Here is a 15,186-nt window from a genome sequence, read left to right on the forward strand (position 1 = left end):
TATGAAGTGGACCCTTATCTATTTTGATGATCAAGTTCAGAATATCGAAGCTTATAAGGAGTTTCTCTCAGATAAATTCAATGTGATTGGAAGTAATGATCCAAGATCCTTGACGACGCTTCTTCAAGACAACAATCCACACGTCATTCTTCTTGATGTTCATATGCCATACATTGATGGCCATGAACTTCATAAGAACATTGTTGATCACCCTCTCTATAATGGCTGCCCGATTATTTTCATCTCTGGCGATCAGTCGGATGAAAATAAACTACGCTCTTATGAGAAAGGAGGCATTGATTTCTTGCCTCGTGACCTGTCACCTGAAGAGATCGTGGCCAGACTTACCAATAAGGTGAAGTTCTTCCTTCAAATGTCGACTAAGCTTGAGCTTGGAAATTTATCGATGGATGTGAAGACAATGAAGGCCACAGTTAACGGTCAGAATGCTGACCTTACTCTGTTGGAGCTTCGTTTATTAAGTAATATTCTACGCTCTTATCCAGCGCCTCTGACTCGTAGTGATTTGATCCTGAGAGTGTGGGGGAACGATACTGTTAAACCCGGCACAATCAATACCCATTTAACAAATCTCAAACCGAAAATTGAGGCCTGGGATCACCAGATCAAAGTTCGCGAAGAGAACATCCTTGTTCAAAAAGCTCAAAAGAAAATTTAGTAAAGAGAGTACTCAGCAAGTCTACACTCGATGTCACCGTTAAAGAGAATGTGACGTTTCGAGGTCTTCAGACCTACAACTTTCAACATCTCTAAATTACCAGTGAATAGAGCTGCCCTGTGACCCTTAAAGGCGTGTTTCCAATGATCACCAAGACCTTTGTAGAGGGCCTTAAGTTTCTCTTCTTCATTGTGCTCTAAACGCTCACCATATGGTGGGTTACAAATGAAAACTGATTTTGTCGTTGGTGGATACAATTCAAGTGCATCTTTTTTAGTAAGATCGATGATGCCTTCAAGCTTGGCTTTTTTAACGTTTTCACGAGCTGAAATAAGGGCCATCTCAGAAAGATCATTTCCAACGATGAAGCCTTTCTTGGTACGAAGGAACTCCAGACCTTTTTCAGTTGCGTCAGTCACTTCAGCTAAAAGTTTTTGGAAGTTATCCCAAAGAAACTTGTCCTGTGTGAGCCAAGGGTAGTTCAGGAAGGTCCACATTTTGAATTGGGGATTTTTTAAATAACGTTCAACTTTTAAGAAGCTTGGTGGAATGTTCGCTGCCATCAGAGCTGCTTCAATGGTGAAAGTACCAGAGCCACACATGGCATCGATAAGACCTTCTTCAGCTGGATTCCAATTGATCATTTTCAGAATACCCGCTGCCACGTTTTCTTTAACTGGAGCTTCGGTCTTCGCCATACGGTATCCACGTTGGTTAAGTGGATCACCACATAGGTCGTACATAAGAGTTACCTGATAAGGTTTCTCTTCACCTCGATCAATGCGGGCAAGGAAAGCAATATCTGGAAATTCACGGCCAACACTTGGACGGTTACCATCGTGATGACGGAACCAATCAACGATCGCGTCTTTAAGTTTTAAGTTTGTGAACTGAGAGTTTCTGAATTCTTCACGCTCGCCTGGAAGGTCACCGTAAATTGTTGTCAGACGGAAAGTCTGATTCACATCCATTAAGCTCTTCCACTTGATATTTGTCGCTTCAAGATAATAATCTTTTTCGTTTAGCACATCGAAAGTGAAGAGGTATTTGAACACTCGGCTTGCAATGCGTGAGTAAAGAATCACTTTTAGGGCAACTTCATGAAAGGCCTCAAATTGAACACCGCCCCTTACAGTTTTGGTTGTTTTGGCACCTAACGCCAAAATTTCCTGTGCGAGAAGCTCTTCCAAGCCCATTGAACAAGAAGCAAAGTATTCGAAGCGATATTTTTTCATATTAAGACCTTAGGTAAACCCTTGATTCGCCTATGTTACACTTGAGTCCCTAGGGAAAGAGTGTTAGTTTTGAGGGCAAATTATTGTTAATTGGGCTTATTTACCAGACCGCAACGGTTTAGGAAAAGGAATTGTCGATGAAAGCAACTTTTTCAGAGGGTACCTACGGTAACTCAACTCGCTTAAAGTACAAGGTTAAAGATATCTCGCTAGCTGATTGGGGCCGCAAGGAAATCAAATTAGCTGAAGCTGAGATGCCAGGTCTAATGTCTCTTCGTGAAGAATTCGGTAAATCGAAGCCACTAAAAGGCGCTCGTATTGCTGGTTGTCTCCATATGACGATCCAAACTGCTGTTCTTATTGAAACTCTGGTAGAGCTTGGTGCAGACGTTACTTGGTCTTCTTGTAACATCTTCTCAACTCAGGACCACGCTGCTGCTGCAATCGCGGCCGCTGGTATTCCAGTATATGCTTGGAAAGGCATGACTGAAGAAGAGTTCAACTGGTGTATCCACGAGACTATTTTCTTCGGCGAGAAGAAAGAGCCTCTAAATATGATCCTTGATGATGGTGGTGACTTAACTGAGATGGTTCTTTCTAAGTACCCAGAGCTTTACAAAGGCATCAAAGGTATCTCAGAAGAAACTACTACAGGTGTTCACCGTCTATATGAACTTGAGAAAGTTGGAAAACTTCCAGTTCCATGTATCAACGTAAACGATTCTGTAACTAAATCTAAATTCGATAACAAGTACGGTTGTCGTGAGTCTTGCGTAGATGCTATCCGTCGCGCAACTGACGTTATGATCGCTGGTAAAGTTGCTGTTGTTGCTGGTTTCGGCGACGTAGGTAAGGGATCTGCTGATTCTCTACGTGGTGCTGGTGCACGCGTAATCGTAACTGAAATTGATCCTATCTGTGCTCTTCAAGCTGCAATGGAAGGTTTCGAAGTTAAGAAGATGGCAGATGCAGTTAAAGAAGCTGACATCGTTGTAACAACAACTGGCTGTCGTGACATCGTAACTGGTGAGCACTTCAAAGCAATGAAAGATAAGACGATCGTTTGTAACATCGGTCACTTCGATATCGAAATCGATATGGCATGGTTGAACAAAAACTACGGTCACACAAAAGACACTATTAAGCCTCAAGTAGATCTTTATACTCTTGAAAATAACAAGCAAGTTATCGTTCTAGCTGAAGGCCGTCTTGTGAACCTTGGATGTGCTACTGGTCACCCAAGCTTCGTAATGTCGAACTCATTCACAAACCAAACTCTTGCTCAAATTGAATTGTGGGCCAATTCAAACAAGTATGAGAAGAAAGTGTATATGCTACCGAAGCACTTAGATGAGAAAGTAGCGCGTCTACACTTGAAGAAGATCGGCGTTGAGCTTGATACTTTAACTCCGAACCAAGCTGAATATCTTGGAATCTCTGCTTCTGGCCCATTCAAGCCAGAGTACTACCGCTACTAATCAATACCAGGCCCGTCTATTAGACGGGCCTTTTTCTTTAAGCTATCTCAAGTTCACATTCACATAATCAGTTGCGACCATAAAAACCAAATTGTGGAGGTTTTTATGAAAAAACTTTTGATTGTGCCTTTCCTCCTTTTTGGCTCGTTCGCTTTTGCTGCTGAAGACAACATTCATCTAGGTAAGAGATTTGGTCTAGGGGCCGGTGCTGGTCTTAGTGCTCCCATCTGGAACAATAAGTTTGATGATAATGCGGATACAGGCTTCATGTGGGATCTCCACGCTCGTTATCAATTCACGGATGCTCATGGTTTGATGTTCAATTGGGCCAAACACAATTGGGAAAACACAGATGTAGATGCCCAGGTGTATGACCTTATGTACTTATATCGTTCGAACCCAACTGGAATGTTCAGTGGGATCTGGGGTCTTGGTGCTGGTGTGGCCAATCTCAATGATGCTGATCCCAAAGATAATTTAAAATTTGCCGCCCGAGCCCGTGCAGGGATTGAGATGGCCATGAATGATGACCTCTTATTATCTGCGGCGATTGATTATCAATATATCTCTAAGATGATCGGCGCGGGCAGTGGTGAAATGCCAATGGGTGAGATTCACGCCATTGTTCCTCAGTTAAACCTTACATACTTTTTTGGAAGTAGTGCGCAGTCGACGACAGCGGCCGTCGGTGCAGGAGCTGGAGCGGCGGCAGTGGCCTCAGCTGACAGTGATAAAGATGGAATCGCAAATACCGAAGACAAATGTCCTAACACTCGTCCTGGTTTAGAGGTGAATGCCTATGGATGTACTCCGGATGAATTTGCGAGCACTGAAATTGAAGTGCTATTCGATACAGATAGTGCGGAGCTTGCAGCGGGACCTAAGCCAGCACTGGATGAGCTGGCCCAATTTATGGAAGAGCATCCAAATACTAAAGTACAAATTCAGGGACACACTGATAACACTGGTCCGGCGTCACTCAATCAGGGACTATCTCAGCAGCGCGCTGAAGAAGTAGCAGATTATTTAAAAAATAATGGGATTGATGAATCACGTCTCGAAGCGAAGGGATTTGGTGAGAATCAACCAGCTGCCGACAACACGACAGCCGCAGGGCGTGCAGAAAATAGACGAGTTATGACTATTATTTCTCAATAAAACTGAACAAGGGACCCTTCCTATAGGGTCCCTTTCTTTGGTATCATAAGGGCATGAAAATCTTCATTGCCTCAGATCATGCAGCCTTTAACGAAAAAACAATCATGGTTGAATACCTAAAAAAGAACCACGAAGTCGTGGATCTTGGAACGCATTCAACTGAATCAACAAACTACTTTGAATGGGCCAAAAAACTGGTTCAGAAAGTGGTGGAAGAGAAGACCCAGGGGATTCTCCTGTGTGGGTCTGGACAAGGCGTCTGTATGACGGCAAATCGTTTTAAAGGCATTCGCGCGGCCCTGTGCCGTGATGAAGATGATGCTCGCATGACTCGTCTGCATAACGATGCCAACGTACTTTGCATTGCCGGCAGAAAAACTCACCCAGAGTTTATGAAAAAGATCGTAGATGTCTTCTTGTCCACTGAATTTGAAGGTGGAAGACATCAGACGCGAGTGGATCAATTCAACAATCTTGGAGAGTAATTACTTCTCCAGAGTTTGTAGTTTGTCCCAGCCAGATCTGCGATAGCGGTTTGAAATAATATCAAAAATTGGAGTTTCAGGAGCGTTCGAAACGTCGGCCTTACTGACCGCTTGTTCCGCAAAACTAATCACTTCAGTTCCATTTGAAGCTGCAGGAGCTTGTCCTGGAAGACCAGAGAATGAAAATTCTGGCTCATCAGCTGAGTTTCCAAAACCAGAACCACCAACTTTATAATTTACATCCAAAGCTTCACCCAGTTTTTCTTTTAGAGCAGGGGAGAGCTTACTAACAGAAGCTGATTTTCCTGAGGCCTCTTGAATCCCACTTGGATTGGCCGAACGACCGCTGGCGGCCGCAAGAGCTGCAATGTTCGCCGGCATGTGCTGGGCCATTGAATCAGCGATTTTCTTTTGTTCAGCATTGAGGCTTACACTTGGGACAGCACCTTTTTTAGGTTTTAATCCTGAAGCAAGAGCAGCAGCACTTGTTGAATAAGAATCAAGTTTTGCCTGATCAAAATCTCCAGAACCTAAAAGATCAAATCCCGCATTCGAAGTGTTCATGAAGTTTTTGCTGATATCGAAATTTGGATTGTAGGCCTTAAGTGACGACTTCATACAAGAGTTCGTTTGTTTACACTTACATTCCTTATCGTATGACACTTTCCCGTCAGTCACGGTACCACAACCAAGTGCGACTTTTGGTGTTTCGATATTACCGTTATTCAGTACACACACTTCCTGATATTCAGCAGGGAAGTAGTCTTTTGAAGTAAGTTCCTTACAAAAACATGGAGTATTGGTCCAAGGGTTACATTCACCAGTTTTAGGAAGTGAATCAATGACTTCCTGAACTTTCTTAGATGCTTTTGCGTGCTTTGCTGCCTTCTTTACATACAAACCAGTTAAGGCAACTGCACCACCAAGCTTCGCCCAGTATTTCCAGTCAGTCTGAACACCGGTGAATGCCATGGCTCCATAACAGGCTGAGACGGCACCATAAATTCCGGCCTGCCATGTCGCAGTTGTTTTTCTCGCTTTATGCGTTTCTTTTAAACTAATGAGTGATTGAAGTTGAACATCACCAATTCCAGAAGCTTTACCTTCTGCTTTCTTCTGAAGGTCACTCTGAATAAATCCGCCCAGAGTTTCCCAGGCCATCGCTGCATACATACAGTAGTCGGGACGTGATTCATCTTTTTTAGCGGCATCAGTGCCTTTGGTTGCACCTTCAGCTGGAGCAGGTGCTGCCACATCACCACCAGGTTTCACGTCAGTTTTGGCCGTCGCTGCGGCACCATCTTTTTTCATGGCCAGAGTAGGTCCACCCATACCACCAACTAAACCACCAAAGATCAAAGCATAGGCCTTACCAATAATTGTTTCTAACGGAAGTCCATCTTCATCGGCCTTACAATCATCAAGCTTGGCACAGCCTTCTTTGTAGGCGCGATCTTTGATACCAGTGTGATTAAACTCCTTCGCCTTCGTCATCTGCTCATCTGTCATACTGGTTGGATTCGAAAAAGATGTATCAATCGATTCTGATTCCTGTGCGAAAACAGTCGTCGTGATCATCAGCATGGCCATTAGAAGGCAGGTAAGTCGTTTCATAATAAACCCTTGGTATAGTTGAATTTTATCATGGAGCTTTCTCTCTCCAAGGGAGTGAATTTCTTGCCAGTCTGGGGTTTAAGCAATTTCAATGAGTTAGAGAGGGGCTACTAAGCCTGCCTGAGTGAGGGAGTTGCAACAAATATTTATCGTTTGACGGCTATCTGGGGGATAAGTAAGTTATAGGCATGTCAGACAAAAAACCTACTATTCAGCATACGCACGATAACGACCTTACTCATTCTATGGTTCACTACCTACTGGCGATCCATAAATTGAAAGAGGCGAAAGGCTATGCTCGCGTAACAGATATTGCTCACGAAATGGGTCTTACAAAAGGTTCAGTTTCAACAGCATTAACTAACTTAAAAAAGCGCGAACTCGTTCTGGAAGATGAGAGCAAATTTCTTTCGCTTTCGCCAACTGGTCACGAAGCAGTTCATGGAATTTTGTCTTCTAGAACACTCCTATATTATTTCTTAAAAGACATCATTGGTGTTGATGAAGAAGTTGCTCATAAAGATTCATGTCTAATGGAGCACTTAATGAGTTCTGAGACTCGTGAGAAGTTTTTCAATTTCATGAAGAACCTTACAACTGAAGATTTTAAGAAAACCCCATATTCTACTTCTTTCGATTTTACTCAATTCGAGCATCAGCACGATTTCGAAGAAATCCAGAAGGGCGATACTTACTTAAAGACTGAATGAACATTCTCCAGATTCTGAAAAGTGATGATCCTCGTTTTAAGGGTCATCTGTGGTTCTTCCTGGGTGCTTATTTCCTTGTTCTATTCAATTATCCATTAGTCCGAGCTGCTTCAACCACCATGTTCTTCGAGGACTTTGGTGCTAAATCTACGCCTTTGGCGTGGCTTTGGTCGGTGGTGTTTCTAGTGGCCTCGGTTTTCTTTTGTAATCATCTTCAGGCCAAGCACAGCGTTCATAAAGTTTTCTTCTGGGCCTCATCATTCACAACTGCCTTATTTGGTCTGAGTGTTCTGGGTTTTATTTCTGGGATTAAGCAGCTCACGTTTCTGTCTTTCATCTGGAAAGAAGTTTATATCGTCATTCAAATCCATCTCCTCCTGGCCTATGCCAATACTTATTTTCGCAAAGACGAATTCAAGATGATTGTGGGAGTAGTAGGTGCAGCAGGAAGTTTAGGTGGTGTTCTAGGTGGCCTCCTTACTTCTTATCTAAGTCATAAGTGGGGAACTGTTTTCGTAGCGTGGTTTTCTCTCATTTTTATTTTTTCTCCGGCGGTTCTGTTCTTCTACACTCCTGATCTTGCGGCAAAGAACAATGAGAAACCCGTTTCTCCGATGAAAAGCCTGAAGGGCAAGGACATCAAAGAATACGTTTTTATCATCGCAGTGATCGTGATGCTTTCTCAATTCATCATCAACATTGCTGACTTTAAATTCAACCTGGCCTTTGAGGCCGCGATTCCTGATTCGGCGAGCCGCACAGGGTACCTGGGCTGGATTTATACCTGGACCAACTTACTGACTTTTATTCTGCAATTTTTGTGCATGCCTTTGCTGTTGCCGAGAATCTCAGAGAAAACACTCCATCTTTTTATCCCGGTTTCTTACCTGATTTTGACCTCTGGTTTAATTCTCTCGGGCGGAGTAATGCTTTTGCCATTAGCGGGGTTTTACATTTACCTCAAGGCCTCAGATTACTCTTTGTTTAGTGGAGGAAAAGAGCTTTTGTATCAACCTCTTTCACCTGACCAAAAGTACGGTGCCAAATATCTCACTGATATGCTCGTGTATAGGGCATCAAAAGCCTTGATTGCCGCAGTCTTGATTTATCTTCAATCCTCTTTCATCCTTAATATGATGATGATTTCATTCCTATTGGTATGGTTAATCCTCGTCATCAAGTTGTTCGGAATACACCGTAAACTTTTCAGTTGAGGAAATTATGCAGAATCCACTATTAGAAACACCCAAGGCACGCCATGGGGCCTATCCATTTGATAAAATCCTTCCCGAGCATTTTCTTCCAGCGCTTAATGCCGCCATCGAAACTGCCAAAGGAAAGTTAGAGACATTCAAGAATGATAAGCGCACTGATTTTCAGCACGTGGTGGTGGAGAAGGGTGATATCACGGAGCAAGTGGATTACATCGCGGGAATTTTCTTCAATCTCCATTCAGCCGAGTGCTCGGATGAACTGGAAAAAATCTCTCCCGAAGTTTCAGAAATCCTGACTCGTTTTGGAAATGATATTTCCCTCGATCCAAAAATCTTCATGAAGGTCAAGGCCTGTTACGATACTCGCATGAATCAGGGTCTTAATCCGGAAGAGATGACAATTATTGAGAAGACCTATAAGTCCTTCGTGAGAAATGGTGCTCTTCTTGCTGAAAGCGAGAAAGACCAGATGAGAGTGATGGACGAGAAGCTCGCGAAGCTCACTCTGACTTTTTCTCAAAACGTTCTGAAGGCCACGAATGATTATCTGATGGAGATCACAAATAAGGCAGATCTTGATGGACTACCTGAAGGTGTGATTGAAGCCGCCGCTGAACTGGCCGAGAAAAAAGGCAAGACGGGAAGCTGGTGTTTTGACTTGAACGTACCAAGTATGCTTCCATTCATGACGTATTCGAAGAAGCGCGATTTAAGAAAAACTCTTCTAACTGCAAGCTCTTCAAAAACGTTTAATACAAAATACGATAACCAGGAAACTCTGAAAGAGATCCTGAAACTTCGCACTGAGCGTGCTCAGCTTTTGGGTTTTAAGACCCACGCTGATTACGTGCTGGAAGAAAGAATGGCGATGTCACCTAAGAAGGTGATGGACTTTCTTGAGGAGCTTCTTAGTAAGGCAAAACCACATGCCGAAAAAGACGTAGCTCGCTTGAAGAAACTTGCAGCGGAAGATGGAATTAATGATCTTCAGTCATACGATACTGCTTACTACTCGGAAATTTTAAAGAAGCGTGAACTGGACATGGACGATGAAATGCTTCGTCCGTACTTCAAGTTAGAGAACGTGGTTGATGGTATTTTTGAGGTCGCAAAACGACTTTACGGACTTACTTTCAAAGAAGTTTTCGACGTTCCAAAGTATCACACTGACGTAAGAACTTTTGAAGTTTTCGATGAAGCAACCAACGCATTCGTTGGTCTTTTCTACACTGACTTTTTCCCTCGTCCAACAAAACGCGGAGGCGCGTGGATGTCGGGAATTAAAGAGCAGGGGATGTATCAAGGTAAAGTTGAAAGACCGCACATTATGATTGTGTGTAACTTCACTAAGCCGACAAAAACGAAACCATCGCTTCTGACTTTAGATGAAGTGCTGACTCTTTATCATGAGTTCGGTCATGCCCTTCATGGTCTACTTTCAAAGGTTAAATACCGTGATCTATCTGGTACCAATGTGTATTGGGATTTCGTGGAACTTCCCTCGCAAATTATGGAGAACTGGGTGCTTGAAAAAGAGTGTCTGGATATCTTCGCCGTTCACTATGAAACTGGTGAAAAAATTCCGGCCGATCTGGTTCAGAAAATCAAAGCGAGCGGAAAATTCCTGGAAGGCATGGGAACTCTCAGACAGTTAACATTCGCTTTCCTTGATATGGCCTACCACACGGCCGATCCGAATTCGATTAAAGACATCGGAGAGTTCGAAACAAAGACGGTAGATAGAACAACACTACTTCCCAAGATCCCTGGGACAAGTATTTCTACTTCGTTCTCACACATCTTTGCTGGCGGATATTCTGCCGGATATTATTCATACAAATGGGCCGAGGTTCTGGACGCGGATGCCTTCGAATTCTTCCAGACTTCGGGTATTTTCAATCGAGAAGTGGCCAATAAGTTTCGCGAGTTCATTCTCGAGAAAGGTGGCACTGAACACCCTATGGAGCTCTATAAGAAGTTCAGAGGGCAAGAGCCAGATGTGGGAGCTCTCCTTCGTAGGGCCGGTCTTCATTAAAGAAAAACGGGTGCTTAGGCACCCGTACTTTTTCCCTCTAGGAATTTAAAGATTTCTTGAGTTTACTCCAACTCAATTAGGCGTTAACTTGCGGAATTCCCGAATCTTTCGTCTCAGGAAGGCCCTGTCATGGTAGATAAATTTGAACTTTATCACGCCGCTCAAAGCTGGTTTGCGAAGAACACCGAGATCTACCGGTCTAGTCGTTATCGCGCGCTTGAAATCATCTGCCAAAAAATTAATGAAGTAATGAACGTTCAACGCATCGGCATATGGTTTTATACCATCGATAAAGAAGCGATGTACGAAGAGATGACTTTTGTGGCGAACGGGGTTCCTACTCAAGGCTCGATTTTAAAGCGAGCAGAGTTACCAATCTACTTCGAACACCTTCGCGCAGAAAGAGTACTTGTCAGTAACGATACTTTTAAAGATGAGGCCACTTCCGAGATGGTCGACTCCTATATGAAACCGTTAAATGTAAGGGCACTTCTGGACGCTCCAATCTTTTCTGATGGAGAGATGATTGGAATCCTTTGCTGTGAATACATTGGTGGTCCGAGAGAGTGGGACATTCAAGATAAAAACTTTGCGGCAAGTAGCTCGGATTTCATCGGCCGTTTAATAGAATCTGAAAAACGTCATACTTACGAAAAAGAACTTCGTCACCGTATTAACTATCTTGAGAACGATCTTAAAAGAAAGCTCGACGATCTCAACGAAGCGAAGCTTAGTCTGGATCTTGCCCTTGAGGGCGCTCAAGTTGGTAAGTGGGATTGGGACTTATCTTCTAGCAAACTTCTTTTAAATAAAACCTGGTACACAAAACTGGGCTACAACTACAACGAACTTCCTCAGACGATTGAAACATTTAAAAAGTGTCTGCATCCGGATGATGTTTCAAGAGTATTTGAAGAACTGGATAGACATTTAAAAGGTGAGACTCTTTTCTACGAATGTCGTTTCCGAATGCTGACAAAGTCAGGGGACATTCAGTGGTGTCTTGACCGTGGTTGTATTATTCACAGGACCAGCGATGGTAAACCTCTTCGCGTGATTGGCGTAAACGTTAATGTTACTCCAGTTGTGAAGTGGGAACAAAGTGTAATCATTTCTGAGCAACAGTTGAAAGCGATGATTCAATCACTTCCAACTCCAGTTGCGATGTTCGATAAAGATCTTAAATACCTTGCCTTCAGTTCTCGTTGGGCAGAGGAGTGGCAGAATTTTGGTCGCGCTCGCGAAGGTCAGAATGTTCGTGCTGACTTCCGTCCAGACTGGATTAAAGCGATGGAAAAGGCCCTCCAGGGCGAAATCCTGAGTCGTGATGAGGATCTGGTGGAGTTCGCTCCAGGAAACGAATTATGGCTTCGTTGGGCGATTCAGCCGTGGAAAAACGCCAACCAGGAAATTGGTGGTGTGATTGTGATGGCAGAGAATATTTCTAGTCGTAAAGAAGCTGAGATGAAACTTACTCAGGCCTCTAAACTTTCAGCTCTGGGAGAGATGGCCGGTGGTATTGCTCACGAGATCAATAACCCTTTGAGTATTATTAAAGGTTATATCGACCTTCTTCGCCGTCATTCATCTCGTCAGTCTTTAAGTTCAGAACTTCTTCTTCAGTACATTGAAAAGATGGATCTGACAGTGGGACGAATTTCGCGAATTGTGAATGGTATGAGACGCTTCTCTCGTGAATCTTCAATGGACGAGAAAGTGAATTATTCTCTGAATAAGATCGTGGAAGAGACTCTTGATATTTGTCAGGAGCGAATCAATAACAATGGCACCTCGGTTGATGTGCAGTACTTAAAGCATGATTCGACGGTCAATTGTCGTCCGGTTGAGATTTCACAAGTATTGCTGAATCTTATTAATAACTCTTACCAAGCTACGTCTTCGTATCCGCATCCATGGATTAAGATCAAGATGGAAGAGCTTCCAACTATGTACCGTATTCAGATCACTGACTGCGGAGAAAAAATTTCTTCGACCATTCGTCAGAAATTGTTCCAACCATTTTTCACGACCAAAGATATCGGCGTGGGGACTGGTCTGGGTCTCAGTATTTCACGAGGGATCATCGAAGAGCATAAAGGGAAGTTGTACTATCAGGACGAAGCACCTAATACGACGTTCGTTATTGAGCTACCGAAGCTTGACACGGTAAGTACTCAAATTTCGCATTAAAATCCCAATTCTTTAAATCAAAAGATCCTTCTACTTGTTCTTCGATACGATTATCGAGGAACTGGAAGAAGTCTAATTGCGCGATTTCTTCGACCTCATTAATACTCATGGTGTAGGCCCTCAGATTAGCGTGAGGAACAGAAGTCTCCATGAGAAAGGCAATACCTTGATATGAGTTACCGTTCTGTCTAAGGATCACTTTAAAGTATTTGTCTGGAATAGAGATTTGATTGTCCTTACCCATCGTGGGAAGGCCCTTCTCTAAAACAGGTCCAGTCACGATCCAGATCTTTTCGTATCTAGATGCCCAAGCACGCATGAGGTTTTCGAGCTGAACCCATCTGCCTTGATTAAATTTTCCAGGCTGAGGAGTCATGTTGCTCATGAAGAATGTGTCTCGCATGGCCTCAGCAGAAATTTTCATATCACCGGCCGGCACTAAGTGTCCGCGATCAAAACCACTGTTGGCGTAATCATTGGGAGTTGCTGAGCCAGTGCTAACGTTTGGATCAATTCGAAAACTATTTGTGCGTTTTGTGCAATTTCGAAGATTGTTCTTCTCTAATTCATACGACACCCAGTTCGCGACCTCATGGTCTTCGTTATAGCTGAGAGTGTAGTATTTTCGTTTGATGATTTCTTCTCTCGCGAGGAGAGTTAGAGGAAGAGAAAGAAGTAGGATGAACAGTTTTATGTTTTTCATCCTACTTAGAATAAATGATAAAGGAATAATCTCCTAACAGAGTTTGTTTGAGGAAATTACTCGATTTTTATGCTGCCTCTTGGAGCGAAGTCAGAAGATTTCATTTCTTTCTGAGAAGCAATGAATTCCTTTAACAAATCAGCATCTACGTAACCAAATTTACGGAACTTAACTGCTGGATACTTATCTCCACCAGCTGCGATGAATTCAGGTAACGCCATGAGGTATTTTTTTGACTCATCAAGATCAACACCACCAACTTTGAATGATTTGATCTTGCTCGTCTTCTTGTCTGCAACGATATCTACGTTGTTGGTTTGAGCAAAACTTCCAGAACCTGGAGTTAATTTAAAAATGACGTGCTCGAAAAATTCTTTGATTTCCTTCCCAGTCATTTCAGTTGAAACAACTTCGCCACCAAATGGCAGAACCATTCCCACTGTTTCGATGGTGATTTTACCTGGGTAGATTGAATCTCTGATTCCACCGGAATTTGTCAGACCAATGTCGGCCTTAAATTTCTCTCTGTAAGCACGTGCCACGAGGTTACCAAGATTTGTTTCTTGGAATCGAACAACATCACGGCGACCGATATATTCAGAATCAGCATTACCGATTTGAACCAGAAGAGTTTTATCTCCACGCTCTTTATAAGGGCGAAGAAGAGCTTCTACTTTTTCATCAGGCTTAATTTTTTCAGCAGTGTCTTTAAGATTTACCGGAATTAGCTTGTAACTTTTAAGCGTTACTTTACCGTCCAAAATTTCCAGATCGACCTTACCAACGTATTTACCCCATTCATAAGCTTGCACAATGATTGTGCCGTTTTGAATATCTGGCTCGAACAGTGGTTTTTGCGTGTGACCACCAACGATAAGATCGATGCCTTTTACCTGACGAGCAAGAGTGACGTCACCTGGAGCATCAGCACCGTGTTTTTCATCCGGATAGTGACCAACGTGAGTAAGTGCAATCAGGACATCAGCATTCGGACGAAGAGTTGGAACTAAAGTCTTCGCTTCTTCCACAGACTTTGTGAATTTTAGATCGGCAGTATTCTTGGGATTTGATTTAAGCGGAGTGTCCTCAGTTGTAAGACCGAAGATCGTCACTTTCAAATCACCCAATTTCTTAGTTACGTGAGAAGGAAACACACGTTTCTTGGTCCACTTATCGTAAATGTTAGCAGAAACAAATGGAAAGCCGGCCCATTTTCTTTGCTGATAAATCGTTTTAAGCGTCTTATCAAACTCATGGTTACCAACGGCCATCACATCATAACCAATGGCATTCATTCCCTTGAAGTCAGGTTCAGCGTCCAGCATATCTGATTGAGGAACACCTGTGTTTACGTCACCTGCATCTAATAGAAGAACGCTTGCACCGTTTGTTTTTGCTTCTTCACGAAGTTGTTTAATGAGAGTGGCGCGAGCTGCGAGACCAACTTCACCGTCACGGTTGGACCAAAATCTTCCGTGGTGATCGTTTGTGTGAAGAATTGTGAGCTTATAAGTTTTGCCCTTGGTATAGGCGAGAGCGCTGCTTGTGAAACAAGCAACTGTGGCGAGCAACAAGACCGATTTCATAGTTCCTCCAGGTTTGAACATGATTATCCAATCATTTACAAGTTTGGCCAGTTCAGAAATGTGGAGATTTTAATTAACAAATGCCTCGATGTTTGGTAT

12 protein-coding genes are annotated in these 15,186 nt (G+C 43.1%); 8 read left to right on the forward strand and 4 right to left on the reverse strand.

What is annotated here, in order from left to right:
* Position 1 precedes the first annotated feature (1 nt).
* Positions 2-679, forward strand: coding sequence for a response regulator transcription factor (locus tag SOO65_RS04230; protein WP_321397459.1), 678 nt, complete (start codon positions 2-4; stop codon positions 677-679).
* Here SOO65_RS04230 and SOO65_RS04235 read toward each other — a convergent pair.
* A complete protein-coding gene (locus SOO65_RS04235) occupies positions 676-1,914 on the reverse strand; it encodes a THUMP domain-containing class I SAM-dependent RNA methyltransferase (RefSeq protein WP_321397461.1) in 1,239 nt (412 codons plus the stop codon). The two genes, SOO65_RS04230 and SOO65_RS04235, sit on opposite strands and share 4 nt — an antisense overlap.
* Positions 1,915-2,051: 137 nt before the next feature.
* On the opposite strand from SOO65_RS04235, the gene ahcY reads away from it, so the two are divergent.
* From ahcY to rpiB, 3 genes are all read left to right on the forward strand, one after another.
* A complete protein-coding gene (ahcY, locus tag SOO65_RS04240; protein WP_321397464.1) occupies positions 2,052-3,392 on the forward strand; it encodes an adenosylhomocysteinase in 1,341 nt (446 codons plus the stop codon).
* Between the two features lie 105 nt (positions 3,393-3,497).
* Positions 3,498-4,550: an OmpA family protein gene (locus SOO65_RS04245; RefSeq protein ID WP_321397467.1), complete on the forward strand. Its 1,053-nt coding sequence runs from the start codon at positions 3,498-3,500 to the stop codon at positions 4,548-4,550.
* Between the two features lie 53 nt (positions 4,551-4,603).
* Positions 4,604-5,035, forward strand: a complete 432-nt coding sequence (rpiB, locus tag SOO65_RS04250) for a ribose 5-phosphate isomerase B (protein WP_321397469.1) — start codon at positions 4,604-4,606, stop codon at positions 5,033-5,035.
* On the opposite strand, the gene SOO65_RS04255 is transcribed toward rpiB, so the two are convergent.
* Positions 5,036-6,649: a hypothetical protein gene (locus SOO65_RS04255; RefSeq protein ID WP_321397472.1), complete on the reverse strand. Its 1,614-nt coding sequence runs from the start codon at positions 6,647-6,649 to the stop codon at positions 5,036-5,038.
* A 188-nt stretch (positions 6,650-6,837) separates the two neighbouring features.
* Between SOO65_RS04255 and SOO65_RS04260 the strand changes: the two genes are divergently transcribed.
* From SOO65_RS04260 to SOO65_RS04275, 4 genes are all read left to right on the forward strand, one after another.
* Positions 6,838-7,359 carry a metal-dependent transcriptional regulator gene (locus SOO65_RS04260; protein ID WP_321397474.1) on the forward strand — a complete coding sequence of 174 codons (522 nt, stop codon included), beginning with the start codon at positions 6,838-6,840 and terminating at the stop codon, positions 7,357-7,359.
* A complete protein-coding gene (locus tag SOO65_RS04265; RefSeq protein WP_321397477.1) occupies positions 7,356-8,573 on the forward strand; it encodes an MFS transporter in 1,218 nt (405 codons plus the stop codon). The genes SOO65_RS04260 and SOO65_RS04265 overlap by 4 nt, the downstream gene beginning before the upstream one ends.
* Positions 8,574-8,580: 7 nt before the next feature.
* Positions 8,581-10,608 (forward strand): M3 family metallopeptidase, encoded by a 2,028-nt coding sequence (locus SOO65_RS04270; protein ID WP_321397480.1) that lies wholly within the window; start codon positions 8,581-8,583, stop codon positions 10,606-10,608.
* Positions 10,609-10,737: 129 nt separating this feature from the next.
* Positions 10,738-12,798, forward strand: coding sequence for a PAS domain-containing protein (locus tag SOO65_RS04275; RefSeq protein WP_321397483.1), 2,061 nt, complete (start codon positions 10,738-10,740; stop codon positions 12,796-12,798).
* Here the strand turns inward: SOO65_RS04275 and SOO65_RS04280 are convergent.
* A complete protein-coding gene (locus SOO65_RS04280; protein WP_321397487.1) occupies positions 12,749-13,501 on the reverse strand; it encodes a DNA/RNA non-specific endonuclease in 753 nt (250 codons plus the stop codon). The genes SOO65_RS04275 and SOO65_RS04280 overlap by 50 nt on opposite strands.
* A 56-nt stretch (positions 13,502-13,557) precedes the next feature.
* Positions 13,558-15,087, reverse strand: coding sequence for a 5'-nucleotidase C-terminal domain-containing protein (locus SOO65_RS04285; RefSeq protein ID WP_321397490.1), 1,530 nt, complete (start codon positions 15,085-15,087; stop codon positions 13,558-13,560).
* Between the last annotated feature and the right edge of the window lie 99 nt (positions 15,088-15,186).

Origin of the sequence: Peredibacter starrii (genome assembly GCF_034259205.1) — a bacterium.
Classification (GTDB): Bacteria; Bdellovibrionota; Bacteriovoracia; order Bacteriovoracales; family Bacteriovoracaceae; genus Peredibacter; species Peredibacter starrii.